This window comes from Mycobacterium sp. SMC-19, from assembly GCF_045310815.1.
In the GTDB taxonomy this organism is placed as follows: Bacteria; Actinomycetota; Actinomycetes; order Mycobacteriales; family Mycobacteriaceae; genus Mycobacterium.
Window position 1 is genome coordinate 220,857 of the sequence record NZ_JBJIAM010000002.1, and the last position, 25,730, is coordinate 246,586.

The following is a 25,730-nucleotide window of genomic DNA, read 5'->3' on the forward strand; positions in this document are numbered from 1 at the left end:
GGGTGCGTGTCTGTACACCGACACGCCGCATTACGCGTACAGCCGCGCACGCTCGCGCAAGGCAACCGCTCGGCGGATGTTAGGCTACGCGGCAGTTCGACATCCTTTAACGATCCGTCCTGCGAGGCGGAGAAGGAGGTCCTGCGGTTTCGCATGGGCGCTGCCGGTAATTCCAGCACCGACCGGGAATTGATGTCCTCGGCGGATGTGGGTCGCACCGTTTCTCGGATCGCACATCAGATCATCGAGAAGACGGCTTTAGACGACCCCGATAGAGCCAACGCCCCGCGCGTCGTGTTGTTGGGTATTCCCACCCGCGGCGTCACCCTGGCCCAGCGGCTGGCCGGCAAGATCAGCGAATTCTGCGGTGTCGACGTCGCGCACGGCGCGCTGGACATCACCTTGTACCGCGACGACCTGATGCGTCAGCCCCCGCGGCCCCTGGAACCCACCTCGATCCCGGCCGGCGGCATCGATGACGCGTGCGTGATCCTGGTCGACGACGTGCTCTTCGCCGGTCGATCGGTGCGGGCCGCACTGGACGCGCTGCGCGACGTGGGCCGGCCCCGGATCGTGCAGCTGGCGGTGCTGGTGGATCGCGGCCATCGGGAGCTGCCGGTGCGCGCCGACTACGTCGGCAAGAACGTGCCGACCGCCCGCGGCGAAAGCGTGCACGTCTTACTGGCTGAACACGACGGTCGCGACCAGGTGGTGATTACTCGATGAGCACCAGGCATCTGTTGGCAGCCGGCGACTTGAGCCGCGATGAGGCCACCGCGATCCTCGACGACGCCGACCGCTTCGCCCAGGCGCTGGTGGGGCGCGAGGTCAAGAAGCTGCCCACCCTGCGCGGGCGCACCGTGATCACCATGTTCTACGAGAACTCCACCCGGACCAGGGTCTCCTTCGAGGTGGCCGGTAAGTGGATGAGCGCCGACGTGATCAACGTGTCCGCGTCGGGTTCCTCGGTGAACAAGGGGGAGTCGCTGCGCGACACCGCGTTCACCCTGCGGGCCGCCGGCGCCGACGCGCTGATCATCCGTCACCCGGCTTCGGGTGCGGCACACCTGCTCTCGGAATGGACCGGAGCCGCCGAAGACGGCGGTCCCGCGGTGATCAACGCCGGTGACGGCACCCATGAACACCCCACCCAGGCCTTGCTCGACGCGCTCACCGTGCGTCAGCGCCTGGGCGGTATCGAAGGCCGCCGCGTCGTCATTGTCGGCGACATCGTGCACAGCCGGGTGGCCCGCTCCAACGTGAGTCTGTTGTCGACCCTGGGCGCCGAGGTGGTGCTGGTGGCTCCGCCGACGCTGTTGCCGGTCGGGGTGGCCGACTGGCCGGTGACGGTCTCGCATGACTTAGACGCCGAGTTGCCGGCCGCCGACGCGGTGTTGATGCTGCGGGTGCAGGCTGAACGGATGACCGGCGGATTCTTCCCGTCGACGCGGGAGTACTCGGTGCGCTACGGGCTGAGCGAGAAGCGCCGGGCGATGCTCGCCGACCACGCCGTGGTGCTGCACCCCGGCCCGATGCTGCGCGGCATGGAGATCTCCTCGTCGGTGGCGGACTCGTCGCAATCCGCGGTGCTGCAACAGGTTTCCAACGGTGTCCATGTGCGCATGGCGGTGCTGTTCCATCTGCTGGTGGGCAGTGAATCCACGGGGTCGGCGGGAGAGGAAGCGGCGCTGTGAGCGTGCTGATCCGCGGAGTGCGGTGTTACGGCGAAGGTGACCAGGTCGATGTGCTGGTGACCGACGGCCAGATCGCGCAGATCGGTACCGGTCTGTCCGTACCGGATGACTGCGAGGTCATTGACGCGCCCGGACAGGTGTTGCTGCCGGGCTTCGTCGACCTGCACACCCACCTGCGTGAACCGGGACGCGAATACGCCGAGGACATCGAAACCGGCTCGGCGGCGGCGGCCCTGGGTGGCTACACCGCGGTGTTCGCGATGGCCAACACCGATCCGGTGGCCGACTCTCCGGTGGTCACCGACCATGTCTGGCAGCGCGGACAGCAGGTCGGCCTGGTCGACGTGCACCCGGTCGGCGCCGTCACGGTTGGACTGGGCGGCACCCAGCTGACCGAGATGGGCATGATGGCCGCCGGTACCGCGGGCGTTCGGATGTTCTCCGACGACGGCGTCTGTGTTGATCACCCCCTGGTGATGCGACGCGCGCTGGAGTACGCGACCGGACTGGGGGTGTTGATCGCCCAGCACGCCGAGGAACCTCGGCTGACTGTCGGCTCGGTCGCCCATGAGGGGCCCAACGCCGCCCGGCTGGGCTTGGCCGGCTGGCCGCGGGTCGCCGAAGAATCGATCGTGGCTCGGGACATCCTGCTGGCCCGCGACGCGGGCGCCCGCCTGCACATCTGCCATGCGTCCACCGCCGGAACGGTGGAGCTTCTGAAATGGGCTAAGGCGCAAGGCATCTCGGTGACCGCAGAAGTCACCCCGCATCATCTGATGCTCGATGACAGTCGACTGGCCGACTACGACGGACGCAACCGGGTCAACCCGCCGCTGCGCGAGGCCAGTGACACAGTCGCCCTGCGCCGCGCCCTGGCCGACGGCGTCATCGACTGTGTGGCTACCGATCACGCCCCGCACGCTGATCATGAGAAGTGCTGCGAGTTTTCCATCGCTCGGCCCGGGATGCTGGGCCTGCAGACCGCGCTGTCGGTAGTGGTGGCCACCATGGTGCAGACCGGCCTGTTGACCTGGCGCGACGTGGCCCGGGTGATGAGCGAGCGGCCGGCCCAAATCGTCGGTCTGCCCGACCAGGGCCGCCCGCTGGAGGTGGGCGAGCCGGCCAACCTGACCGTGGTCGATCCCGACACGACCTGGGTGGTCACCGGTGCGCAGCTGGCCAGCCGCTCGGACAACACCCCCTATGAAGAGATGACCTTGCCCGCGACCGTCACCGCGACCCTGCTGCGTGGCCGGATCACCGCCCGGGACGGAAAGAGCCCGGCATGAATACCCCCACGTTGATCGGCTCGCTGGTCTTCGCTTTTCTGCTGGTGGTGCTGATCGGCGTGGTGATCCGGCTGATGATGCGCGGTTGGCGCCGTCGCGGCCAACTGCAGGACGCGCTGATCGGGACACTGCCGACGGTGCCCGACACGGTGGGGGCGCCGACCGTGGCTGCCACCCGCGGGCAGTACCTGGGGTGCACGCTGGCCCCGAAGTGGAACGACCGGGTGGTGGTCGGAGACCTGGGCTATCGCACCAAGGCGGTGCTGACCCGCTACCCCGAGGGGATCATGGTGCAGCGCAGCGGCGCCCGGCCGATCTGGATCCCCGCAGACACGGTGATCGCGGTCCGCACCGAACGCGGTATCGCCGGGCGCACTATTCCTTCTTTCCCCACCCGACCCTACGACGGAGTGCTGGCGATCCGCTGGCGACTGCCGTCGGGCACCGAGATAGACACCGGCTTCCGCGCGGACGACCGCGCCGAGCACAGCCGCTGGTTAGAAGAAGAGGAAGACGACAGATGAACTCGCGAGCGGTGCTGGTTCTCGAGGACGGCCGGACGTTCACCGGAACGCCGTTCGGGGCCGTGGGACAGACCCTGGGTGAGGCGGTGTTCTCCACCGGGATGTCCGGCTACCAGGAGACCCTGACCGACCCCAGCTATCACCGGCAGATCGTGGTGGCCACCGCCCCGCAGATCGGCAACACCGGCTGGAACCGCGAGGACGGGGAGAGCCGCGACGAAAAGATCTGGGTGGCCGGCTATGTCGTGCGCGACCCGTCGCCGCGGGCGTCGAATTGGCGGGCCACCGGCACGCTGGACGACGAGCTGATCCGCCAGGGCATCGTCGGAATCGCCGGGGTCGACACCCGGACCATCGTGCGTCACCTGCGCAATCACGGATCGATGAAGGCCGGGGTGTTCTCCGGTGACGCGCTGGCATCGCCGGATGAGCTGGTGACCCGGGTCCGCGAGCAGCCGTCGATGCTCGGCGCCGATCTTGCCGGCCAGGTCAGCACCGACGCGGGATACGTGGTGGAACCCGAGGGCGCGCACCGGTTCACCATCGCCGCGCTGGACCTGGGCATCAAGACCAATACCCCACGCAACTTCTCGCGGCGCGGAATCCGCAGCCACGTACTGCCGTCGTCGGTGGACTTCGCGGCGATCGCCGACCTGAAGCCGGACGGGGTGTTCCTGTCCAACGGGCCCGGGGACCCGGCCACCGCGGAGGCGATGGTGGCGTTGACCCGCGAGGTGCTCGGTGCCGGAATCCCGCTGTTCGGAATCTGTTTCGGAAACCAGATCCTGGGCCGGGCGCTGGGGCTGAGTACCTACAAGATGACGTTCGGCCACCGCGGCATCAACATCCCGGTGATCGACCACGCCACCGGCCGGGTGGCGGTGACCGCGCAGAACCACGGCTTCGCCCTGGAAGGCGAAGCGGGCCAGCGCTTCGACACCGACTTCGGCCCGGCGGTGGTCAGTCACACCTGCGCCAACGACGGAGTCGTCGAGGGCGTCAAGCTCGCCAACGGCCGGGCGTTCTCGGTGCAGTACCACCCGGAAGCCGCGGCCGGACCGCACGACGCGGAATACCTGTTCGACCAGTTCGTCGACCTGATGGCAGGGGAGAAGTAATGCCGCGCCGTAGTGACCTGCGCCATGTCCTGGTGATCGGCTCCGGGCCGATCGTGATCGGACAAGCGTGTGAATTCGACTATTCGGGAACCCAGGCCTGCCGGGTGCTCAAGGCCGAAGGCCTGCAGGTGAGCCTGGTCAACTCCAATCCGGCCACCATCATGACCGACCCCGAGTACGCCGACAACACCTACGTCGAGCCCATCACCTGGGAGTTCGTCGAAAAGGTGCTCGCTCAGCAAGCCGAGCGCGGCAACAAGGTCGACGCCCTGCTGGCCACACTGGGCGGGCAGACCGCACTGAACACCGCGGTGGCCCTGCACGAGCACGGGGTGCTGGAGCGGTACGGAGTGGAGCTGATCGGCGCCGACTTCGAGGCGATCCAGCGTGGCGAAGACCGCCAGCAGTTCAAGGACATCGTTGCCAAGGTCGGCGGCGAGTCGGCGCGTTCCCGGGTCTGCTACACCATGGCCGAGGTCGAAGAGACCGTCGCCGAACTCGGGCTGCCCGTCGTCGTTCGCCCCTCCTTCACCATGGGTGGCCTGGGATCGGGACTGGCGGCCAGCCTCGACGAGGTAGCGCGGATGGCCGGTGACGGCCTGGCCGCCTCCCCGACGGCCAACGTCCTGATCGAAGAATCCATCTACGGGTGGAAGGAATTCGAGCTCGAGTTGATGCGCGACGGCAACGACAACGTCGTCGTGGTCTGCTCGATCGAGAACGTCGACCCGATGGGCGTGCACACCGGCGACTCGGTGACCGTCGCACCGGCGATGACGCTGACCGACCGCGAATACCAGAAGATGCGTGACCTGGGGATCGCGATCCTGCGCGAGGTCGGGGTGGATACCGGCGGTTGCAACATCCAGTTCGCGGTCAACCCCCAAGACGGCCGACTCATCGTGATCGAGATGAACCCGCGGGTCTCGCGATCCAGCGCGCTGGCGTCGAAGGCGACCGGTTTCCCGATCGCCAAGATCGCCGCCAAGCTCGCGATCGGCTACACCCTCGACGAGATCATCAACGACATCACCAAAGAGACCCCGGCCTGCTTCGAGCCGGCACTGGACTACGTCGTGGTCAAGGCACCGCGCTTCGCGTTCGAGAAGTTCCCCGGCGCCGACCCGCGGCTGACCACCACCATGAAGTCGGTGGGCGAAGCGATGTCGTTGGGCCGCAACTTCATCGAGTCGCTCGGCAAGGTGATGCGCTCGCTGGAAACCGATCGTGCCGGGTTCTGGACCAAACCGGATCCCGAAGGCAGCGCCGACGACGCGCTGGCGCGGTTGCGGGTGCCCACCGAGGGCCGGCTCTATGACATCGAGCTGGCGCTGCGCCTGGGCGCCACCGTGGAAGCGGTCGCCGAGGCCTCCGGGGTGGACCCGTGGTTCGTTGAGCAGATCAACGGCCTGGTGGCGCTGCGCACCGAGGTCGTCGACACCCCGGTGCTCGACGCGGACCTGCTGCGCCGCTGCAAGTACAGCGGCCTGTCGGATCATCAGATCGCCGTGCTGCGCCCGGAACTGGCCGGCGAGGACGGGGTGCGGCTGCTGCGCGACCGGCTGGGCATCCACCCGGTTTTCAAGACCGTCGACACCTGCGCAGCAGAGTTCGAGTCCAAGACGCCGTATCACTACAGCACCTTCGAGCTCGACCCCGCCGCCGAGACCGAGGTGGCAGCCCAGGACGTCAAACCCAAGGTGCTCATCCTGGGGTCCGGACCCAACCGGATCGGCCAGGGCATCGAGTTCGACTACAGCTGCGTGCACGCCGCGATCACCTTGAGCCAGGCCGGGTTCGAGACGGTGATGATCAACTGCAACCCCGAGACGGTGTCCACCGACTACGACACCGCCGACCGGCTCTACTTCGAACCGTTGACGTTCGAAGACGTGCTCGAGGTGTACTACGCCGAACAGCAGTCGGGCCAGGGCGGACCCGGCGTGGTCGGCGTGATCGTCCAGCTCGGCGGGCAGACCCCGCTGCGGCTGGCCCAGCGGCTGGCCGCCGCCGGAGTGCCGATCGTCGGGACCAGCCCGGAAGCCATCGACCTGGCCGAGGACCGCGGCGCGTTCGGCGATGTGCTGACCACCGCCGGGCTTCCTGCGCCGCGGTACGGCACCGCCACGACCTTCGAGCAGGCCAAACGGATCGCCGCCGACATCGGCTACCCGGTCCTGGTGCGTCCGTCGTACGTGCTGGGCGGGCGGGGCATGGAGATCGTCTACGACGAAGAGACTCTGCACGGCTACATCACCCGGGCCACCCAGCTGTCGCCGGAGCATCCGGTGCTGGTCGACCGGTTCCTGGAAGACGCGATCGAGATCGACGTCGACGCGCTGTGCGACGGCAGCGAGGTCTACATCGGCGGCATCATGGAGCACATCGAGGAAGCCGGCATCCACTCCGGCGACTCGGCCTGCGCACTGCCACCGGTGACGCTGGGGCGCAGCGACATCGAAAAGGTGCGGCGTGCCACTGAGGCCATCGCCCACGGCGTCGGGGTGGTGGGGCTGCTCAACGTGCAGTTCGCCCTCAAAGACGACGTGCTCTACGTCCTGGAGGCCAACCCGCGGGCCAGCCGGACGGTGCCGTTCGTGTCCAAGGCCACCGCGGTGCCGCTGGCCAAGGCCTGCGCGCGCGTCATGCTGGGCACCACGATCGCCGAACTGCGAGCCGAGGGCCTGTTGGCCGCCTCGGGGGACGGGGCCACGGTCGGCCCGAACGCCCCCATCGCGGTCAAGGAGGCCGTGCTGCCGTTCCACCGCTTCCGCCGCGCGGACGGCTCCGGCATCGACTCACTGCTCGGCCCGGAGATGAAGTCCACCGGTGAGGTGATGGGCATCGACCGTGACTTCGGCACCGCGTTCGCCAAGAGCCAGACCGCCGCCTACGGCTCGCTACCGGCCCAGGGCACGGTCTTCGTGTCGGTGGCCAACCACGACAAGCGTTCGCTGGTGTTTCCGGTCAAACGGCTCGCTGACTTGGGATTCCGGGTCCTGGCCACCGAGGGAACCGCGGAAATGCTGCGCCGCAACGGTATTCCATGCGATGTGGTGCGCAAGAATTTCGAGGAGCCCAGTCCACAGCGCCCGGAGCTGACCGCGGTGGACGCGATCCGCGCCGGGGAGGTGGACCTGGTGATCAACACCCCGTACGGCAACTCCGGCCCGCGGGTGGACGGCTACGAGATCCGTTCGGCAGCGGTCAGCGTGAACATCCCATGCATCACCACCGTCCAGGGCGCGGCCGCGGCGGTGCAGGGCATCGAGGCCGGCATCCGGGGCGATATCGGGGTGCGTTCCCTGCAGGAACTGCACAGCACCCTCGGCGGGCAGTAGTGATCCCGGGGTTCGGTGCGCGCCTGGCCGACGCGATGGCGGCCCGCGGGCCACTGTGCCTGGGCATCGACCCGCACCCCGAACTGCTGACCGCCTGGGGCCTGCCCACGACCCCGGACGGTCTGGCGGTGTTCAGCGAGACGTGCGTGACGGCGTTCGCCGGGTTCGCCGTCGTCAAGCCGCAGGTGGCGTTCTTCGAGGCGTACGGATCGGCCGGCTTCGCCGTGCTGGAGCGCACCATAGCGGCGCTGCGCGAGGCCGATGTGCTGGTGCTGGCCGACGCCAAACGCGGTGACATCGGCTCGACCATGGCCGCTTACGCGGCAGCCTGGGCCGGACAGTCGCCGTTGGCCGCCGACGCGGTGACGGCTTCGCCCTACCTGGGCTTCGGGTCATTGCAGCCGCTGCTGGAGACCGCCGCGCAGCATCGGCGGGGTGTGTTCGTGTTGGCGGCCACCTCGAACCCGGAGGGGGCGAGCGTGCAGCGGGCCGAGGATGCGGACGGCCGCACCGTGGCGCAGGCGATCGTCGACGCGGCCGCGGAAGCGAACAAAGCCGAGGGTGCGGCGGGACTGGGCTCGATCGGCGTCGTGGTGGGCGCCACGCTGCGCGAGGTGCCCGATCTGAGTGCCCTGGGTGGGCCAGTGCTGGTGCCGGGCGTTGGGGCCCAGGGCGGCCGCCCAGAGGCCCTTGCCGGGCTCGGAGGGGCCGCTGCGGGCACTTTGCTGCCGGCGGTTTCGCGCGAGGTGCTGCGGGCCGGCCCGGATGCCGGTGCGCTGCGTGCCGCCGCTGAGCGGCTGCGGGACGCCGTGGCCTACTTGGCCGCCGCGGGATAACTCGCGACAGGGCCTGCGTAGCCGCCCGACGAGGGGCGCCCACGCAGGCCCTGGATTGCCAGCTACCGGCCGCCGAAGTTGACGCCCCCACCGGTGTTGGCGTTGTAGCCGCCGCCGAAGGGCCCCATGTTGACGTCGGCGCCGTTGTTCTGGCCGCCGCCGGCGCCGATTCCGTTGGGGCCGAAGTTGAAGCCGCCGTTTCGGCCGACATTCATACCTCCGCCGAACGGCCCCATGTTGACGTCGGCGCTGTTGTTTTGGCCGCCGCCGGCGCCGATTCCGTTGGGGCCGAAGTTGAAGCCGCCGTTGTTGCCGGCATTCATACCTCCGCCGAAGGGCCCCATGTTGACATTCACCCCGCCGTTGTTGCCGGCGCCACCGGTGATTCCGTCATGGGGCTCGGCGCTGGCCGCGCCGATCCCGAAAGCGCCGAGGGCCAACACCGCGGCCGCCGTAAGAGCCCACCGGCCAGCACGGCAGACTGTCGCGATCGTCATGAATTCCCACTTTCTCTACCGAAACGGTATTCAGCGGAAATGTTCATAGTCATACCCCCCATAAACACCCCCGGGTGGACCACCCACCTGGCCGGCACATTAAGCGGCTAACCCGCGACTTCGAACGTTCAAATGTAGAAACTCCCTGAATAGTTGCTGTCAGTCCATCGGGTTCCCGAATTCCTGTTCCGTGGCGCGCCACCAGGGCCTGCGCGCAGAAATACCAGGCTCGCGGTTGCGGGGTTTTCAGCGCGCGAAGCCGCGTGCGCCCGCGGGACGGACACGACCATTTCGGTGCCGTGTAGGTGGCGGAACAGGGTGATCGCCCACCTACTCGAGGTGACGGCGTTGGTCGATGGACCCCGATGGGAGAGGGCGCCGGCTGACCAAACTCGGCCTCGACACGCCCGACACGCCGCGAGGTGCGAAGTCACTGGCATGAATGTCCGGTCACATCACGAAGGCCCTTGCCGCGCCCGCGGCGCGGGCTCCGATCCGGCCGACCGGAAAGAACAAAAGGCTAGCTCAGAGCGGTTTTCCGGGCCGGGTCGTCGGGGATCGCGATTCATCCGGGGCGGGCTGACCGATGGTGGCCGACTCGGCTTGGACGGCGCCGCGCCCAAACCCCATACGCTGGGCATTTGTAGCCGGAAACGGGGGGGTGGGGTTAGATTTCGTCAGACGGCGTGGGTACGGTCGTCGTCTCTGGCCGAAGTACCTGGCCGGGACAAGGAAAACATCGACGTTGTCGATGATGACGAGACGGAGGAATCGTGGCCCTTCCCCAGTTGACCGACGAGCAGCGCGCCGCCGCGTTGGAGAAGGCGGCGGCCGCACGTCGGGCCCGAGCGGAGCTCAAGGACCGGCTGAAGCGTGGCGGCACCAATCTCAAGCAGGTGCTCAAGGACGCCGAGACCGACGAGGTCCTTGGCAAGATGAAGGTGTCTGCGCTGCTGGAGGCGTTGCCGAAGGTCGGCAAGGTCAAGGCGCAGGAGATCATGACCGAGCTGGAGATCGCCCCCACCCGCCGGCTGCGCGGCCTGGGCGACCGGCAGCGCAAGGCGCTGCTGGAGAAGTTCGACTTCTCCTGACTCGGCAGTGACTACCGGTGGAGGGCCGGGCAGCGGAAACGCGGGACGCGTTGTAGTGCTGTCCGGCCCATCCGCGGTCGGTAAGTCGAGCGTGGTCCGGTGCCTGCGAGAGCGGGTACCGGACCTGTACTTCAGTGTGTCGGCCACCACCCGGGCGCCCAGGCCCGGGGAGGTGGACGGCGTCGACTACCGATTTGTTTCGCCGGCGGAGTTCGACCGGCTAGTTGAGAAAAATGAGCTGCTGGAGTGGGCCGATATTCACGGCGGCCTGCAGCGCTCAGGTACGCCGGCGGCCCCCGTCGTAGACGCCACGCGTTCCGGCCGGCCCGTTCTGATCGAGGTCGACCTGGCCGGGGCCCGGGCCATCAAGAAGGCCCTACCGGAGGCTGTCACGGTGTTTCTGGCCCCGCCGGACTGGGAGACCTTGCAGGCCAGACTGGCCGGCCGCGGCACCGAAACCGCGGAGGTCATGCAACGCCGATTGGCCACCGCACGCACCGAGTTGGCGGCGCAGGGAGACTTCGACGCCGTCGTGGTCAACGGTCGATTGGAAACAGCCTGCTCAGAATTGGTATCCTTGCTGGTGGATACCGCACCGGGCGCGGTCTGATTTACCCGGACGACAACCAGCAGGCGCGACCCGCCCCCAGCCAAAGAGCTTCAGGAGATTGTCTTAAGTGAGTACCTCGCAGACCAACTCGGCCGTGGTGACCGACGCCGACGAGTTCGACCCGGCGTCGATCGGCGGTTACGACACGCCCCTCGGCATCACCAACCCGCCCATCGACGAGCTGCTGCAGCGTGCATCGAGCAAGTACGCGCTGGTGATCTACGCGGCCAAGCGTGCGCGCCAGATCAACGACTACTACAACCAGCTCGGTGAGGGCATCCTCGAATACGTCGGGCCGCTGGTCGAGCCCGGCCTGCAGGAGAAGCCGCTGTCGATCGCGCTGCGCGAGATCCACGGCGACCTGCTCGAATACACCGAAGGCGAGTAGCCGGAGCCGGGCAGGACGGGTCATACCGGTGGGCCAGAAACGGGTCGTCGTCGGTGTCTCCGGAGGCATCGCCGCATACAAGGCGTGCACCGTGGTCCGACAGCTGGCCGAGGCCGGCCATTCGGTTCGCGTCGTCCCGACTGAGTCCGCCCTGCGCTTCGTGGGGGCAGCGACCTTCGAGGCGCTCTCGGGCCAGCCGGTCGACACCGGGGTGTTCGATGACGTGCCCCGCGTCCCGCATGTGGCGATCGGCCAGCAGGCTGACTTGGTGGTGGTGGCGCCGGCCACCGCTGATCTGTTGGCTCGCGCCGTCGCCGGCCGCGCCGACGATCTGCTGACCGCCACCCTGCTCACCGCCCGCTGTCCGGTGCTGTTCGCCCCGGCCATGCACACCGAGATGTGGCAGCATCCGGCCACCGTCGCCAATGTGGCGACGCTGCGGGAACGCGGCGCAGTGGTCCTCGAGCCCGCGTCGGGCCGGTTGACCGGCGCCGACACCGGCCCCGGTCGGCTGCCCGAGGCCGAAGAGATCAACACCTTCGCCTCGCTGCTGCTGGAGCGGGCCGACGCGTTGCCACACGACCTGGCGGGACAGAAGGTACTGGTGACCGCGGGCGGCACCCGCGAGCCCATCGACCCGGTCCGGTTCATCGGTAACCGCAGTTCGGGCAAGCAGGGTTACGCGGTGGCCCGGGTGGCGGCCCAACGGGGCGCGGAGGTCACCCTGATCGCCGCGCACACCGCGGGGCTGATCGATCCGGCCGGCGTCCACGTGGTGCACGTCAGCTCGGCCCAACAGCTGCATGACGCGGTGTCCAAGCACGCCCCCGAGGCGCACGTGCTGGTGATGGCCGCTGCCGTCGCCGATTTCCGCCCGGTGCGGGTGGCGCAGTCCAAGATCAAAAAGGGCCCCGACAGCGCGGGGGAGCCCACCATCGAACTGGTCCGCAACGACGACGTGCTGGCCGGGGCGGTCCGCGCCCGCACCGACGGGCAGCTGCCCAATATGCGGGCCATCGTCGGCTTCGCCGCGGAGACCGGCGATGAGAACGGCGACGTGCTGTTCCATGCCCGGGCGAAGTTGCGTCGCAAGGGATGTGACCTGTTGGTGGTCAACGCGGTCGGGGACGGCCGGGCGTTCGAGGTCGACCACAACGACGGGTGGCTGCTGGCCGCGGACGGAACCGAGTCCGCCCTGGAGTCGGGCTCCAAGACCTTGATGGCCAGCCGCATTGTGGACGCGATCGCGGCGTTCCTCGGCAGCAACCGCGGCTAAGGCGGCCCTTTTCATCGGATCGTTGACCGCTCATTGCACCTGGACTAACTTTCAAATCGTAAGTTAATCGAGAGGGGTCGGGCGTGGACGATCGTCGCTACGTGGTGATCGGGGGCGGCCTGGCCGGGCTGGCCGCAGCGGTCTGGTTGGCCGAGGCCGGCAAGAAGGTGACGCTGCTGGAGCGGCGTGGGCGCCTCGGCGGGCGCACCCAGGCGATGCAGGTGCAGGGGATAGCGGACCTCGCGGACAACGGCCAGCATGTGATCGCCAGCGGCTACGACCACCTGTTTCGCTACCTGACCAGCGTCGGAACCCGATCGATGGTTGAGTTTCCGACCGGCGGAACGCTGCGTTGGCCCGGCGGGGCGGCCACCACCATGGTGACCCGCGGACTGGGAGCGGTGCGGACGCTGTTCGGGCCACACCCCGACGCGAGCCTGCTCGACCGGCTGCGGACCGCCGCGGCGACCGTGCGCCTGACCGCGGAGGCGCTGTTTCAACCCGCCGATCTGCCCGATCTGACCACCGACCAGTGGCTCCGCCGCGTCGGGATGCCCGCCAAGGCCCGGGAGGCGGTGTGGGACTGGCTGGCCCTCGGCATCGCCGCCGAGCCGGTGGACCGGGGTTCGGCGAAAGTCTTCGCCGATGTCCTTGCCACCGGAATCCGCCTCGGCCTGCGCCACCGCAGTGCGGTGACGATCGGTTATCCCACCACCGATCTCGACACGCTCTATATCTCCGGCGCACTGGCCGTTTTCGAGCGGCTCGGCGTGGACGTGCGCTATCGCGCAGTGGCCCGGCGAATCGTGGTGGAGGACAATGCCGTTCGTGCCGTCCAGTTGGCAGACGGCACTGAGGTGCCAGCGGACGCGGTGGTGTGTGCGGTGCCCAACTCGAACATCGCCGGCTTGCTCGACGACCTGCCCGAGCACGCCGAAATTTACGCCGCGGCAGAAAAATTGCATTACACACCGATTGTGAGCACCAACCTCTACCTGGACCGGCCGCTGGGCACCGAGGCGGCGATGGAATCGGTGATCGGCGGCACGGGCGTCATCGATGAGGTGTTCGACCGTCAGCGGATGCAGCGCCGCGATCCAGGCGGCGCCTGGCTGTATTGCCTGACCACCAGCGGTGCCTACGAACAGATTCACCGGTCCAACGAACAGATCGTGGCCGAACAGATGGACATGCTGCGCCGCTACTATCCGGCCGCGGCCGAGGCGAACGTGGTGGCCGCGCAGGTGGTCAAGATGCCCAAAGCCACCTTTTCGCAGGTTGTGGGCACTGAAGGGCTGCGCCCCGATCAGCGCACCTCGGTGCCGAGCCTGGTGCTCGCCGGAGACTGGACCCGTACCGACTGGTCGGCGACCATGGAGAGCGCCGCGCAGAGCGCGGCCCGCGCGGTGGAGTTGCTGCTCGAGCTGCCGGCATCCACGTGAGCGCGCGGCCGGAGCCGAAGCGGCGGATGTCGGCGCAGGCTCGGCGGATGCAGTTGCTCGACCACGCCCGTGACATCGTCGCGGCCGAGGGCTTCGCCGCGGTGACCTTCGAACGGGTGGCCCGCTCCGCGCAGGTGACCCGGACCGTGATGTACCAGAACTTCGGCGATCTGGCCGGACTGATGACGGCCCTGCTCGACCGTGAAGCGGCGATCGCGTTTGCCGGAATGCGCAGCGTGGACGGTCCGCTCGGCGACGACCCGGACGCGCTGGGCCGCGGCATCCTGGCCTATCTGCATGCGGCGCCAATGAGTTGGCACATCATCCTCAGCCCGCCCGCCGGCGCCCCGCCGCAATTGGCGGCCCGCACCGAAGCGGGCCGCCGCTATGCACGGACCATCGCCGCACGGCGGCTGTCCCGGCTAGCCGGCCACCCGATCGATGCCGACGGTGTGACCATGCGGCTGCTGTTGTCCGCATTGGAAGAACTGGCCCTGCTCCATCTCACCGACCCGCGCACCCACCCGGATGAATTGGTACTGACTTATCTGCGGTCACTGGTCGGCTGGGCAGTCCGGGTCGAGACGGCGACGCCGGTGACTGATCGGTAGAGTAGGCGGTCGCAGGGCCGAGTCGTTCGGGATTCTCGTCGTGGGGGATGTTGTCGAGAACCTTCTGGGCGCGGGGCAGCGCAGCCATTTCCCGGCCCACGGCGCGGGGGGTGGGCACCGGGCTGCCAAGCTCTCCCAAGGACCGCACGGCTATATTAGCCCGAGCTAACTTTTGGATCGATTACCCGGAAGGCGACATTGTGAGCGAAAAGGGACGGCTGTTCACCAGCGAGTCGGTGACTGAAGGCCACCCCGACAAGATCTGTGACGCCATCAGCGACTCGGTGCTCGACGCGCTGCTCGCCGATGACCCTCGCTCACGTGTCGCGGTGGAGACCCTGGTCACCACCGGCCAGGTGCACGTGGTCGGTGAGGTGACGACCAACGCCCGCGAGGCGTTCGCCAACATCACCAACACCGTGCGCGAGCGCATCCTGGAGATCGGCTACGACTCGTCGGACAAGGGCTTTGACGGCGCGAGCTGCGGGGTCAACATCGGCATCGGCGCACAGTCGCCCGACATCGCCCAGGGTGTCGACACCGCGCATGAAGCCCGCGTCGAGGGCGCGGCCGACCCGCTGGACTCTCAGGGCGCCGGCGACCAGGGCTTGATGTTCGGCTACGCGATCGCCGACACCCCGGAGCTGATGCCGCTGCCCATCGCGCTGGCCCACCGGCTCTCGCGGCGGCTGACCGAGGTCCGCAAGAACGGCACGCTGGACTACCTGCGCCCGGACGGCAAGACCCAGGTCACCATCGAGTACGAGGACGACGTCCCGACCCGGCTGGACACCGTGGTGATCTCCACGCAGCACGCCGAGGGCATCGACCTGGTCAAGACCCTGGACCCGGACCTGCGGGAGCACGTGATCTCCACGGTGCTTGCCGAGCTCGCCCACGAGACGCTGGATTCCTCGTCGACCCGTGTGCTGATCAACCCGACCGGCAACTTCGTCGTCGGCGGCCCGATGGGCGACGCCGGCCTGACCGGCCGCAAGATCATCGTCGACACCTACGGCGGCTGGGCTCGCCACGGCGGCGGCGCCTTCTCCGGTAAGGACCCGTCGAAGGTGGACCGCTCGGCCGCGTACGCGATGCGCTGGGTGGCCAAGAACATCGTCGCCGCGGGCTTGGCGCAGCGCGTCGAGGTCCAGGTCGCCTACGCCATCGGCAAGGCCGCGCCGGTCGGTCTGTTCATCGAGACCTTCGGCACGGCCACCGTCGACCCGGTCAAGATCGAGAAGATCGTGCCGGAGGTCTTCGACCTGCGCCCGGGCGCGATCGTGCGTGACCTGGACCTGCTGCGTCCGATCTACGCACCGACCGCGGCGTACGGTCACTTCGGTCGCACCGACATCGAACTGCCGTGGGAGCAGCTGGACAAGGTCGACGACCTCAAGCGCGCCATCTAGTTGACTGGCCGCCGCCGAGCGTGAAGGCAGCTTCACGCTCGGCGCCGGACGTGAAGCCAGCTTCACGCTCGGGCGGGGGACTAGGCGCTGAACCGGTAATCGTCGAGGTCGAAGCGCCGGCTGCGCCAGTAGGCCTCCACCGTGGTGGTGGGCCGCAACGGGACATCGCCGTGCTTGTCGAAGTAGTAGCTGTTGGCAGACTTGCAGCTGTCCTGCCAGAACACCTGCCGGTGGCGTTTGCGCATCATCTCGTCGAAGTAGCGGGCGTTGGCCGCCTCGGAGATCTCGATCCGGGTCGCCCCACGGCCGCGAGCGCTCGTCAGGCACCGCACGATGTGGTGGGTCTGCGCTTCGACCAGCGCGAAATACGACGACCCGACGTAGCCGTAAGGGCCGAAGACGCTGAACAAGTTGGGGAACCCGGGGATGCTGACCCCCTCGTAGGCCTGCAGTCGATGCTCGTCCCAGAACCGGGCCAGTGTCTGGCCCCCGGCCCCGGTGACGGCGAAGGTGGGGATGTTGTCGCTGTCCATCACTTTGAACCCGGTCGCCAAGATCAGCACGTCCACCTCGTGGGACGTCCCGTCGGCGGTGACGACGCCGGTGGGGCTGATCCGGTCGATGGGGTCGACCACCAGGTGGACGTTCTCGCGGTTGAACGTCGACAGGTAGGTGTTGTGGAAGCCGGGGCGCTTGCAGCCGACGGCGTAGCGCGGGGTGAGCTGCTTACGCAGTTCCGGATCGTGCACCTGCCGGCGCAGGTACGCCCGCCCGGCCGACTCCATCCGCTTGGCCAGTGGAAACACCGTGAAATACTGCGCCGCGATGGGGAAGGTCGCCTCGACGTAGGCCTGACTGGCCAGCCGTTGCAGGGCCTTGCCACCGGGAATCCGCATCGCCCAGCGGATCGGAGCGGCCAGCGGCACATCGAATTTCGGGAAACACCAGATCGGTGTCCGCTGAAAGACGGTGAGCGAGGAAACCTTCGGCGCGATCTCCGGGATCACCTGCACTGCCGAGGCTCCGGTGCCGATCACCGCCACCCGCTTGCCGGTCAGGTCTTGCGAGTGGTCCCAGCGGGCGGTGTGGATCGTCACCCCGGCGAAGGTGTCGACACCGGCGATGTCAGGCAGGTTCGGGGTGGTCAGCACGCCGCTGGCATTGATCAGAAACCGCGCCGTGATGGGTCCCGGTTGATGCGGCGGTTCCAGCTTCGCCTCTCCTTCGTCGAGCCTCGCTGAACCGCTCGGCTGATGCGGCGGTCCCAGCTTCGCCTCTCCTTCGTCGAGCCTCGCTGAACCGCCGGGTTGATGCGAGTCGGTGTGCACCCGCCACCAGCCGTGTTCCTCGTCGAATTCCGCGGCAAGCACCTTGGTGGCGAACCGGATTCGCGAGCGCAGACCGTACTTGTCGACGCAGTGCTCGGCGTAGGCCTTGAGCTCCCCGCCGGGGGCATACGTGCGCGACCAGTCCGGGCTCTGCTCGAATGAGAACTGGTAGGAGAACGACGGGATGTCCACGGCGATACCCGGATAGGTGTTCCAGTGCCAGGTGCCGCCGACCCCGTCGCCGGCTTCGATGATCACATAGTCCGTCATCCCGGCACGGTCGAGGTTGATCGCCGCTCCGATGCCGGAGAATCCGGCGCCGACGATCAGAATCTCGTGGTCGGGTTCCTCGCTCACGGTCTGCTCCTCGTCGCTGGTGTCGATTGAGGTCGACGCTAGCGCGCACGCGGGGGGACCGCGCTCGGGTTACGGCAAATCTTGTGGCGTCAGGCGCCACGGCGGATTGCGGCGGGCTTCGCCGGCATGAAACAGGCACAGCCGGTGGCCGTCGGGGTCGTTGAGTCGGGCCTCGCGCCACAGCCACGGCATGTCGGTCGGTGCTTGGGTGAACTCAACCGAATCGCGCAACCGCTGGTATTGCTCGTCCAGATCGTCGGTCTCGAAATAGATGGTCACCTGCTCGCCGGCGGTGACGTCGCTGACGCGCTCCAGCGAAAAGGTGCTGTCCCCGTCCGGGCACTCGAACCGCAGGTAGTCGTCCGTCTTGACGATCAGCCGTAGGCCCAGCAGCAGGTAGAACCGCTCGGCGCGGTCCAAGTCGGTGCTGCCGGCGGTGACCTGGTTCAGCCGCATCGCGTCACGCCAGGGCAGCGCGCAAAGCGGCCAGCCCGCGGTCGGCGGCCTCGGTGGCCACCGGGATCACTCCGGCGTAGCCCAGGTAACCGTGAACCAGGGTCTCGGCGTTGTGCACCTGCACCGGAACCCCCGCAGCGGCCAGCAACTCGCCGTAACGGATGCCGTCGTCGCGCAGCGGGTCGTGGCCGGCGACCGCGATGTAGGCCGGAGGCAGATCGGACAGATTCTCGGCCCGCGCGGGCGCCAGCATCGCCGGCGGGCTGCTCAGATCGAGGTCCCCGGCGTAGGCGCGCGTCAACGCGGCGATCGCGGCGCTGTCGATGATCGGCGCGTGGGCGTTCTCGGTGAACGACGGCAGGCTGCCGTCGTACGTGGTGGCCGGGTACCACAGCAGCTGGAACGCGATCGCCGGGCCGCCGGCGTCACGGGCCAGCTGGCAGACCACCGCGGCCAGATTCCCGCCCGCCGAATCCCCGGCCACCGCCAGCTTCGACGGGTCCACGCCCAGCTCGGAGGCGTGTGCCGCCACCCATTCGGTGGCCGCCATCGCGTCCTCGACGGCGGCCGGGAACAGGTTCTCCGGGGCCAACCGGTAGTCGACGGACACCACCACCGCGCCCGCGTCGGCGGCATGCATGCGCGCGGTGCCGTCGTGGGTGTTGAGGTCGCCGGCGACGAAGCCGCCGCCGTGGAAGAACACCACCACCGGCGCGGCGCCCGATTCGGTGCCCGCCGGCCGGTAGATGCGTATCGGCAGGTCGCCACCCGGTCCGTCGATCACCCGATCCTCGCTGGGCAGCTCCGGGTGTACCGGCCGATGGGGCAGGTCGCGCATCGCGCGACGCGCTGCTTCGGCGCCGTCGTCCAGTGTCAGTCGGAACGGGATGGCTTCCAGTACCTTCAGCACTATGGGGTCGATTGCTGGCATAGAAACACCGTACGCAACCAGACGAGTCTTCACCGGCTGGGCAGCGGCGGGATGGCTCGGAGTGGCTTACGGGATCTTCCTGACGGTGGTGGCATTGCGCTCTGGGCCAGGAGAGGCGCTGACCGGGCAATGGGTCGGGCAGCCGGCCTTCAAGGCGGCGATGGCGGTGCTGTTGGTATTCGCCGCGGCGGCGCACCCCATCCTGCGGGAGGCACGCTGGCTGATCCCCGCCCTGATCTTCTCGGCGACCGGCGACTGGCTCTTGGCGATCCCGTGGTGGGAACCGTCCTTCGTCGCGGGACTGGCCGCTTTCCTGGTGGCGCACCTGTGTTTTCTCGGCGCATTGCTGCCGCTGGCGGTGGTGTCGCGCGGCCGGCTGGTCGGGGCGGGGCTGGTGGGGGTGAGCTGCCTGGTGTTGTTGGCGTGGTTCTGGCCCGGCATGGCCCGCGAGGGCATGACGCTGCCGGTGACGGTGTACGTCGGGGTGCTCGGTGCGATGGTGTGCGTCGCGCTGCTGGCGAAGCTGCCCACGCCCTGGACCGCGGTCGGCGCGGTCTGTTTCGCGGTATCGGATGCCATGATCGGAGCCAGCCAGTTCGTGTTGGGCAATGAACTGCTGGCGGTGCCGATCTGGTGGGCCTATGCGGCGGCACAGCTGCTGATCACGGCCGGGTTCTTCTTCGGCCGGTCCGCCGACGCCGAGCAGGCGGCGTCGGACTGACATTCGCCGCCGCTCAGTGTCGGTGGCCGCCGGTCCCGGGGCGCAGTCGTTCCGGATCGAAGGCGGGCAGTCGACGGCGGTGTGGCGCGGTCATGTGGTGGTTCGCCAGCGCATCGCCGTGGCCCGAGGCGATGTCGCCGATGCTGTACAGCGACTCGCCCTGGGGAGCGAAGTAGGAGCTGTGGCCGCTCAAGGGCCACGCCACGCCGCGGCTCTCGGCTTTGAACCGGGTGGACCCGTAGCCGTCTGCGGCCGGATCGGCGCCGAGCCCGACCGTTGCCGACGTTGCCGGCAGGGGTAGTTGCGGCTGGCCACCGAAACCGGTGATCGGATCCGACGATGCCGCCCCCACATAGACATGCCCTCCCGCGGGCAGGTGAAAGTCGTTGGCGCTGCGGGCCAGGTCGGTTCCCGGTGAGCCCACGAGCACTACGTCGTCGGCGCACAACCCCGCCGAGGCCGCGGCGTCGGCCACCGTTGTCGACCCATAGGAGTGCCCGATCACGGTGACGTGCGAGGCGCCGACGTGCGACGCAGTCAGGGCGCGGACATCGGCGGCCAGCAGCCGGCCCCCGGCCCGAGCAGCGGCCGGTTGCGTCACTGCCGGATCGAACAGGCTGTCCGGCGCGCGATACCCCATCCACACCACGACCGAATTGCTGCGGCCGGGATCGGACCCGACCACCTCGTGATAGACATTGCGCCCGTCCGGGTGCGACAGGTAGCCGTCGCGGACGCTGCTGTGCGCGCCGGGCACCAAGATGGTGATGTTGTCAGCGACGTCGGGATCACCGATCGCGATCGCGGCCCGTCCGCGCCCGCCGAACGCTGCCGGTTCGTAGGTGAGTAGCAGCGCGGGGGCCGTGCCGGCGCAGTTGGCTGCCAGCCCGTCGCGGACCCGCAGCGCGTTTTCGTAACGCACGATCTCGGCAGCACTGACCGCCGAAGTCGCGTTGACCACCCGGCGAATATCCTCGGCCAGTGCCTGCCGGTTGAGCTGGTCGCGGACTCGAGCCGGAACACCGTAGCCGGCACCGGCCGAGCGCAACAGCGCCACCTGGAGCCGGTTGTCCGCGGCGGCGTCGGCGAGCACCCGGCGGATCTCTCGGGCCTTGGCGGCCAAAAAGAGCTGGAACTGGCGGACGCCGGTGGGGGTGTCCCACACCGGTGTCCACCGATCGGCCAGCGCGTCATGGATCTCGCCGTGGATGGCATCGAGGTGGCGGCGGCCCGCGCGGGCGTGATCGGCGGCGTCGCGCACCGTGGCGGCCAGCACGTGATCGGTCAGTTGGGCAGTCTGCATCCGCGAGGCAAGGTCTGTTTCACGGTCTCGTGCCGTGACCGCGTGGGCCCCGCACTGTTCGGGCATACCGCAGCAACGTAATTCAGCGCAGCTGGGATCGTCCCCGCCGATCCACAGCTCGCATCGCCTGTGATCCGGCGTCGGCGGCGGTCGGCGGTGTCTGCTAGACCTGCGTGGTGAGTGTCGACGATGAACCCAACGAGCCCATCGCTCGGGTGCTGCCGATGCTCTCGGTGCCGCACCTGGACCGTGAGTTCGACTATCTGGTCACACCAGAGCAGTCCGAGGGCGCTCGACCCGGGGCGCGGGTGCGAGTGCGCTTCCACGGCCGGCTGGTTGACGCCTTCGTCTGGGAGCGTCGTGCCGACACCGACCATGTCGGTCGGCTGGGCCGGCTGGAGCGGGTGGTCTCGGCCGAACCGGTGCTCACCAGCGAGGTCCGCCGACTGGTGGAAGCGGTGGCCGCGCGCTACGCCGGCAGCCGGGCCGATGTGCTGAGGCTGGCGGTGCCGCCGCGACATGCCCGGGTGGAACGCGCGGTGGTGACGCCGCCCGAACCGCCAGTCGTCGCCCCGGTCGACCCCGCGGGCTGGCAGCGTTACGGGGCGGGCGGATCGTTCTTTGCGGCGCTGGGCGAAGGCCGGGCCGCGCGGGCGGTGTGGCAGGTGCTGCCCGGCGATTCGTGGACCGACCGGTTCGTCGACGCGGCCGCCCAGACGGTCCGCGCCGGCCGCACCGCCCTGGCGATCGTGCCCGACCAGCGCGACGTCGACGCGCTGTGCCGGACCGCGACGGCCCGAATCGACGAATCGGCGGTCGTGGCACTGTCCGCGGGACTGGGCCCGGCCACTCGTTACCGGCGCTGGCTGTCGGTGCTGCGTGGCGGGGCGCGGCTGGTGATCGGCACGCGCAGTGCGGTGTTCGCCCCGCTGGCCGACCTCGGCCTGGTGATGGTCTGGGATGACGGCGACGACTCCCTGGCGGAGCCGCGGGCGCCCTATCCGCACGCCCGTGAGGTGGCGATGCTGCGGGCCCACCTGGCGGGTTGCGCTGCCCTGATCGGCGGGTACGCCCGCACCACCGAGGCGCACGCTTTGGTGGGCAGCGGCTGGGCGCACGACGTGGTGGCATCGCGGGCGGCGCTGCGGACGGCCGCGCCGCGGGTAGTGGCCCTCGACGACACCGGATATGCCGAGGAGCGCGACGCCGCGGCGCGCAGCGCCAGACTGCCGACGGTCGCCCTGCAGAGCGCGCGCAGCGCCCTCGCCGCCGGGGCGCCGGTCCTGGTGCAGGTGCCCCGGCGGGGCTACGTGCCGTCGCTGTCCTGTGGGCGCTGCCGCACGATCGCCCGCTGTCGGCACTGCACCGGACCGTTGTCGCTGCCGGAGCGCGGTGGTACGGCCCTGTGCCGCTGGTGCGGGCGGGCCGACCCGGCCCTGCGGTGTGCGCGCTGCGGGTCGGATGCCGTGCGTGCGGTGGTCATCGGCGCCCGGCGCACCGCCGAAGAACTTGGCCGCGCCTTTCCGGGCACCCCGGTCGTCACCTCCGCCGGTGACACCATCGTCGACTGCATCGAGGACGGCGCGGCCCTGGTGATCGCCACGCCCGGGGCCGAACCCCGCGCCCCGCACGGCTACGGCGCAGCGTTGCTGCTGGACAGCTGGGCGCTGCTGGGCCGCCAGGATCTGCGCGCGGCCGAGGACACGCTGCGGCGCTGGATGGCAGCGGCGGCGCTGGTGCGCGACCGCGGATCCGGCGGGCTGGTGACCGCGGTCGCCGAATCGTCGATTCCGACGGTGCAGGCCCTGATCCGGTGGGATCCGATCGGCCACGCCGACGCCGAGCTGGCCACCCGAGCCGAGGTGGGGCTACCGCCCGCGGTACACATCGCGGCCCTCGACGGTGATCCGGAGTCGGTGACGGCGCTGCTGGAGCAGGCGCGGCTGCCCGACGGCGCCGACCTGCTCGGGCCGGTGCCACTGCCGCCGGGGGTGCGGCGTCCGGCCGGTGTCCCCGACGAACTGAATGTCATCCGGATGCTGGTCCGGGTGGGACGCGATCACGGTCTGGCGCTGGCCTCGGCGCTGCGGCACAGCATCGGGGTGCTCAGCGCGCGCGGATCGCATCACCCGGTGCGGGTGCAGATCGATCCGCTGCACATCGGTTAGCGAGCGGGCCGGGCCGGTCTCACCACGGCACGAGTTGGATCATGCCGGGCGCCCTGGGCTGCGCCGGCGGGGGTTCTGCGGGACTGCCATTGTCGGCGTTCCCACCGCCGCCCTCGCCGCCTGGACCGCCGTTCCCCCCGCCGCTGCCGCCGGTGGCACCGCCCGGCTGTGGACCTGCGGGTGCCGGTAGGTCTTGCGGTGGCGGTGGTGGCTGCTGCGGTGGCGGCGGCTGCGGCGGCGCCTCTGGGGGAGGCGGTGGTAATTGCTGTGGTGGCGGTGGCGGCTGTTGTCGGGGCGCTGGTTTCGGGACGGCGCCGGGCGAGCGGGGGATCTTCGCCTTGGGCGCCTTGGGCGGCGGAATCTTCGGCGGTTTCGGCTGCGACGCGTCACCTGTGGCTATGTCACCGACCGGTGAGCCGAGCGCTGCACCAATAGCGTCGGGGGTGTTGCCGCCCGAGACGGCCGTTCGGTAGTTCGCCACCACCACCAGAGGGGCGGGTTCATGGGATTGCCGAGTGCGGCTGGCCGCCAGCGAGGCGATCTTGCCTTGATCGCCCGGACAGTAGACCTGCACCGCCGCCGCGATGAATCGGCTCATGGTGGCCGACAGTCGATCCGACTGTTCGCGTAGGTCCGGGTTCATTCCGTAGGCATCGTTGTTCAATCCGTCCAGCACGGTCTGCGCCGGTATGCCGTCGTCGAGTTTGAGGCAGACCTTATGGCCGGCGGCGACGACGGTCGCAATGTTGTCCATGGCGGGAATTTGTTTCTCTTGGAGCACCGCCAGAAATTGATCGTCCTGACTCGGATCCGCTGCTGCAACGCCGTACGACAGCATTGCGACGCCGATCGCCGTCGCCGCGACAATCGTGACGGCGTGGCACGTGGTGCTCGGGGTGAACATGGCACGGTCCTCCGTTCGTGTCCGGACCGTGCCCGTCACCGGCCGCTGGGTGGGGAGGCCGCCACCGTTGCCTGAATTGACAATTGACCCAGGCAGAGGAAAACGGGCGGGGCGGTGGACGTTGTCTCCGCCGGAACTGTTTGTCGCTGCTGCGTGTGGTTGCTGGTCCGCGTCAGAGCGCAGCATGGGCATCTCGCAGAACTAGGCGAGAACCTGCGCGTCGCTACGTGGGCTTGCCGCGATGGAACATCTGTTGCGCCTCCGTTTGATGGGCGGTGGCTGTCGACTCGGCAGCTGCCGTATTAAATCGTATACCGATATTTCATCACCGGAATTGGTATTGCCGCAAGAGTTTGTCGGTCGTCATCTCGCGAGAAGAGGCCGACGAAGCGGAGATTGAGGCCCAACGGCCCTGCCGAATCGCCCCGTTTCGCAGTAATTTTGAGGGTGAGTCGGCTAGCCGGCTGGCCGGCCGATCAACATGGTTGGAGGGCTGTGATGTCACAAGTCAGAACGACACCCGGAATCGTGGTGGGTGTAGACGGATCGCCTGAATCCGACGCGGCGGTGGCTTGGGCGACGCACGAGGCGATCATGCGCCAATTGCCGATCACATTGCTGCATGTGGTGACTCCCCTGGAGACCGGTTGGCCCCCTGGGCCGGTAGTCGAGGGGATGCCCAGCTGGCAGGCCGACGAGGCGAACAAAATCCTGACGCGGGCCCGCAATGTGGTCGACGCCAGCCGGGGCGACGCCGCGCCGCCCGTGGTGCACGCCGAGATGGTCTACGCCCAGGTGGTCTCGACGCTGATCGGTGTCACTCGAAGCTGCTGGCTGACTGTCGTCGGCTCAACGGGATTGGGCGCGATCGGCCGCCTGCTGCTGGGCTCGGTGAGTACCAGCCTGATTCACCATGCACAGGGCCCGGTTGCGGTCATTCGCACCGATCGGGCTTGCGCGACAGATGCTCCAGTGGTGGTGGGTATCGATGGTTCGCCGGCCTCGGAGCGGGCAACGGCGCTGGCCTTTGACGAAGCTTCGTGCCGCGGAGTGCCGCTGGTGGCATTGCACGCGTGGAGTGACGTCGGAGTCATGCCGATCCTCAACGTGGACCGGCGCGATTATGAAGTCCAGGGACACGAGGTTCTCGCCGAACGCCTTGCGGGTTACCAGGAGCAATATCCCGATGTCTCGGTCGAGCGACGGGTGGTCTGTGACCACCCCGCCCGCTGGTTGATCAAGGCGGCCGAGCAGGCTCAGCTGGTGGTGGTCGGCAGCCGCGGTCGTGGTGGATTCGCCAGTCAGCTCTTGGGGTCGGTCAGTTCCGCGGTGGTTCAAGCCGCAGGGATTCCGGTGATCGTGGTCCGTCCCGCCTCGACATGACCTTCGACCACGCGGGGGCGGTCCGTTGACCGCCCCCAGACCCGGCCGCG

At 68.8% G+C, this 25,730-nt stretch carries 23 protein-coding genes; 17 read left to right on the top strand and 6 right to left on the bottom strand.

All coding sequences use genetic code 11. The features are described from left to right. Positions 1–153: 153 nt before the first annotated feature. From pyrR to pyrF, 7 genes are read left to right on the top strand one after another with little or no spacing between them, the layout of a single operon-like run. A complete protein-coding gene (pyrR, locus tag ACJH5R_RS05190; RefSeq protein WP_406781427.1) occupies positions 154–726 on the top strand; it encodes a bifunctional pyr operon transcriptional regulator/uracil phosphoribosyltransferase PyrR in 573 nt (190 codons plus the stop codon). After that, complete coding sequence (locus ACJH5R_RS05195; protein WP_406759295.1) at positions 723–1,694, top strand: aspartate carbamoyltransferase catalytic subunit; 972 nt, start codon at positions 723–725, stop codon at positions 1,692–1,694. The genes pyrR and ACJH5R_RS05195 overlap by 4 nt, the downstream gene beginning before the upstream one ends. After that, a complete protein-coding gene (locus tag ACJH5R_RS05200; RefSeq protein ID WP_406759296.1) occupies positions 1,691–2,983 on the top strand; it encodes a dihydroorotase in 1,293 nt (430 codons plus the stop codon). The genes ACJH5R_RS05195 and ACJH5R_RS05200 overlap by 4 nt, the downstream gene beginning before the upstream one ends. Further along, positions 2,980–3,507, top strand: a complete 528-nt coding sequence (locus ACJH5R_RS05205) for a transporter (RefSeq protein ID WP_406759297.1) — start codon at positions 2,980–2,982, stop codon at positions 3,505–3,507. The genes ACJH5R_RS05200 and ACJH5R_RS05205 overlap by 4 nt, the downstream gene beginning before the upstream one ends. Beyond that, on the top strand, positions 3,504–4,625 hold the full coding sequence (carA, locus tag ACJH5R_RS05210) for a glutamine-hydrolyzing carbamoyl-phosphate synthase small subunit (RefSeq protein ID WP_406781428.1): 1,122 nt from the start codon (positions 3,504–3,506) through the stop codon (positions 4,623–4,625). Before ACJH5R_RS05205 ends, carA begins: the two co-directional genes overlap by 4 nt. Then, complete coding sequence (carB, locus tag ACJH5R_RS05215; RefSeq protein WP_406781429.1) at positions 4,625–7,966, top strand: carbamoyl-phosphate synthase large subunit; 3,342 nt, start codon at positions 4,625–4,627, stop codon at positions 7,964–7,966. The genes carA and carB overlap by 1 nt, the downstream gene beginning before the upstream one ends. A 2-nt stretch (positions 7,967–7,968) precedes the next feature. Beyond that, positions 7,969–8,802, top strand: coding sequence for an orotidine-5'-phosphate decarboxylase (pyrF, locus tag ACJH5R_RS05220; RefSeq protein WP_406781608.1), 834 nt, complete (start codon positions 7,969–7,971; stop codon positions 8,800–8,802). Positions 8,803–8,864: 62 nt separating this feature from the next. Here pyrF and ACJH5R_RS05225 read toward each other — a convergent pair whose 3' ends face one another. After that, positions 8,865–9,299: a hypothetical protein gene (locus tag ACJH5R_RS05225; protein WP_406781430.1), complete on the bottom strand. Its 435-nt coding sequence runs from the start codon at positions 9,297–9,299 to the stop codon at positions 8,865–8,867. A 773-nt stretch (positions 9,300–10,072) separates the two neighbouring features. Here ACJH5R_RS05225 and mihF point away from each other — a divergent pair. From mihF to metK, 7 genes are all read left to right on the top strand, one after another. Then, positions 10,073–10,390 (top strand): integration host factor, actinobacterial type, encoded by a 318-nt coding sequence (gene mihF, locus ACJH5R_RS05230; RefSeq protein ID WP_003932123.1) that lies wholly within the window; start codon positions 10,073–10,075, stop codon positions 10,388–10,390. A 7-nt stretch (positions 10,391–10,397) separates the two neighbouring features. Next, positions 10,398–11,000: a guanylate kinase gene (gene gmk, locus ACJH5R_RS05235; protein ID WP_406781431.1), complete on the top strand. Its 603-nt coding sequence runs from the start codon at positions 10,398–10,400 to the stop codon at positions 10,998–11,000. 94 nt (positions 11,001–11,094) lie between these two features. Next, a complete protein-coding gene (gene rpoZ / locus ACJH5R_RS05240) occupies positions 11,095–11,388 on the top strand; it encodes a DNA-directed RNA polymerase subunit omega (RefSeq protein ID WP_406781609.1) in 294 nt (97 codons plus the stop codon). Positions 11,389–11,416: 28 nt separating this feature from the next. Further along, the gene (gene coaBC, locus ACJH5R_RS05245) at positions 11,417–12,664 is read left to right on the top strand and encodes a bifunctional phosphopantothenoylcysteine decarboxylase/phosphopantothenate--cysteine ligase CoaBC (RefSeq protein ID WP_406759302.1); all 1,248 of its coding nucleotides are present in this window, start codon (positions 11,417–11,419) and stop codon (positions 12,662–12,664) included. An 83-nt stretch (positions 12,665–12,747) separates the two neighbouring features. Next, complete coding sequence (gene hpnE, locus ACJH5R_RS05250) at positions 12,748–14,106, top strand: hydroxysqualene dehydroxylase HpnE (RefSeq protein WP_406759303.1); 1,359 nt, start codon at positions 12,748–12,750, stop codon at positions 14,104–14,106. Between the two features lie 26 nt (positions 14,107–14,132). Continuing rightward, complete coding sequence (locus ACJH5R_RS05255; protein ID WP_406781610.1) at positions 14,133–14,717, top strand: TetR/AcrR family transcriptional regulator; 585 nt, start codon at positions 14,133–14,135, stop codon at positions 14,715–14,717. A 200-nt stretch (positions 14,718–14,917) separates the two neighbouring features. Then, positions 14,918–16,129, top strand: a complete 1,212-nt coding sequence (gene metK, locus ACJH5R_RS05260; RefSeq protein ID WP_406759304.1) for a methionine adenosyltransferase — start codon at positions 14,918–14,920, stop codon at positions 16,127–16,129. Between the two features lie 80 nt (positions 16,130–16,209). On the opposite strand, the gene ACJH5R_RS05265 is transcribed toward metK, so the two are convergent. The 3 genes from ACJH5R_RS05265 to ACJH5R_RS05275 all read right to left on the bottom strand — a co-directional run bounded on the left by ACJH5R_RS05265 (position 16,210) and on the right by ACJH5R_RS05275 (position 19,201). Beyond that, positions 16,210–17,814 carry a flavin-containing monooxygenase gene (locus tag ACJH5R_RS05265; protein WP_406781432.1) on the bottom strand — a complete coding sequence of 535 codons (1,605 nt, stop codon included), beginning with the start codon at positions 17,812–17,814 and terminating at the stop codon, positions 16,210–16,212. Between the two features lie 69 nt (positions 17,815–17,883). Continuing rightward, entirely contained in the window at positions 17,884–18,270 is a 387-nt protein-coding gene (locus ACJH5R_RS05270) for a VOC family protein (protein WP_406781433.1), read from the bottom strand. Positions 18,271–18,274: 4 nt separating this feature from the next. Beyond that, positions 18,275–19,201, bottom strand: a complete 927-nt coding sequence (locus ACJH5R_RS05275) for an alpha/beta hydrolase (RefSeq protein WP_406781434.1) — start codon at positions 19,199–19,201, stop codon at positions 18,275–18,277. On the opposite strand from ACJH5R_RS05275, the gene ACJH5R_RS05280 reads away from it, so the two are divergent. After that, the gene (locus tag ACJH5R_RS05280; protein ID WP_406781611.1) at positions 19,200–19,922 is read left to right on the top strand and encodes a lysoplasmalogenase; all 723 of its coding nucleotides are present in this window, start codon (positions 19,200–19,202) and stop codon (positions 19,920–19,922) included. The two genes, ACJH5R_RS05275 and ACJH5R_RS05280, sit on opposite strands and share 2 nt — an antisense overlap. A 13-nt stretch (positions 19,923–19,935) precedes the next feature. On the opposite strand, the gene ACJH5R_RS05285 is transcribed toward ACJH5R_RS05280, so the two are convergent. Then, positions 19,936–21,291, bottom strand: a complete 1,356-nt coding sequence (locus ACJH5R_RS05285) for a DUF4226 domain-containing protein (protein WP_406781435.1) — start codon at positions 21,289–21,291, stop codon at positions 19,936–19,938. A 158-nt stretch (positions 21,292–21,449) separates the two neighbouring features. On the opposite strand from ACJH5R_RS05285, the gene ACJH5R_RS05290 reads away from it, so the two are divergent. Continuing rightward, positions 21,450–23,393 (top strand): primosomal protein N', encoded by a 1,944-nt coding sequence (locus ACJH5R_RS05290; RefSeq protein WP_406781612.1) that lies wholly within the window; start codon positions 21,450–21,452, stop codon positions 23,391–23,393. Between the two features lie 19 nt (positions 23,394–23,412). On the opposite strand, the gene ACJH5R_RS05295 is transcribed toward ACJH5R_RS05290, so the two are convergent. Beyond that, entirely contained in the window at positions 23,413–24,297 is an 885-nt protein-coding gene (locus ACJH5R_RS05295; RefSeq protein ID WP_406781436.1) for a DUF732 domain-containing protein, read from the bottom strand. 498 nt (positions 24,298–24,795) lie between these two features. Between ACJH5R_RS05295 and ACJH5R_RS05300 the strand changes: the two genes are divergently transcribed. Then, positions 24,796–25,680, top strand: a complete 885-nt coding sequence (locus ACJH5R_RS05300) for a universal stress protein (RefSeq protein WP_406781437.1) — start codon at positions 24,796–24,798, stop codon at positions 25,678–25,680. Positions 25,681–25,730: the final 50 nt, after the last annotated feature.

Excerpts from the sequence above, each read along its gene's own strand:
- pyrR (WP_406781427.1), top strand. The coding sequence starts at position 154 with ATGGGCGCTGCCGGTAATTCCAGCACCGACCGGGAATTGATGTCCTCG.
- ACJH5R_RS05195 (WP_406759295.1), top strand. The coding sequence starts at position 723 with ATGAGCACCAGGCATCTGTTGGCAGCCGGCGACTTGAGCCGCGATGAG.
- ACJH5R_RS05205 (WP_406759297.1), top strand. The coding sequence starts at position 2,980 with ATGAATACCCCCACGTTGATCGGCTCGCTGGTCTTCGCTTTTCTGCTG.
- carA (WP_406781428.1), top strand. The coding sequence starts at position 3,504 with ATGAACTCGCGAGCGGTGCTGGTTCTCGAGGACGGCCGGACGTTCACC.
- carB (WP_406781429.1), top strand. The coding sequence starts at position 4,625 with ATGCCGCGCCGTAGTGACCTGCGCCATGTCCTGGTGATCGGCTCCGGG.
- ACJH5R_RS05225 (WP_406781430.1), bottom strand. The coding sequence starts at position 9,299 with ATGACGATCGCGACAGTCTGCCGTGCTGGCCGGTGGGCTCTTACGGCG.
- ACJH5R_RS05255 (WP_406781610.1), top strand. The coding sequence starts at position 14,133 with ATGTCGGCGCAGGCTCGGCGGATGCAGTTGCTCGACCACGCCCGTGAC.
- ACJH5R_RS05270 (WP_406781433.1), bottom strand. The coding sequence starts at position 18,270 with ATGCGGCTGAACCAGGTCACCGCCGGCAGCACCGACTTGGACCGCGCC.
- ACJH5R_RS05275 (WP_406781434.1), bottom strand. The coding sequence starts at position 19,201 with ATGCCAGCAATCGACCCCATAGTGCTGAAGGTACTGGAAGCCATCCCG.
- ACJH5R_RS05285 (WP_406781435.1), bottom strand. The coding sequence starts at position 21,291 with ATGCCCGAACAGTGCGGGGCCCACGCGGTCACGGCACGAGACCGTGAA.
- ACJH5R_RS05290 (WP_406781612.1), top strand. The coding sequence starts at position 21,450 with ATGCTCTCGGTGCCGCACCTGGACCGTGAGTTCGACTATCTGGTCACA.
- ACJH5R_RS05295 (WP_406781436.1), bottom strand. The coding sequence starts at position 24,297 with ATGTTCACCCCGAGCACCACGTGCCACGCCGTCACGATTGTCGCGGCG.
- ACJH5R_RS05300 (WP_406781437.1), top strand. The coding sequence starts at position 24,796 with ATGTCACAAGTCAGAACGACACCCGGAATCGTGGTGGGTGTAGACGGA.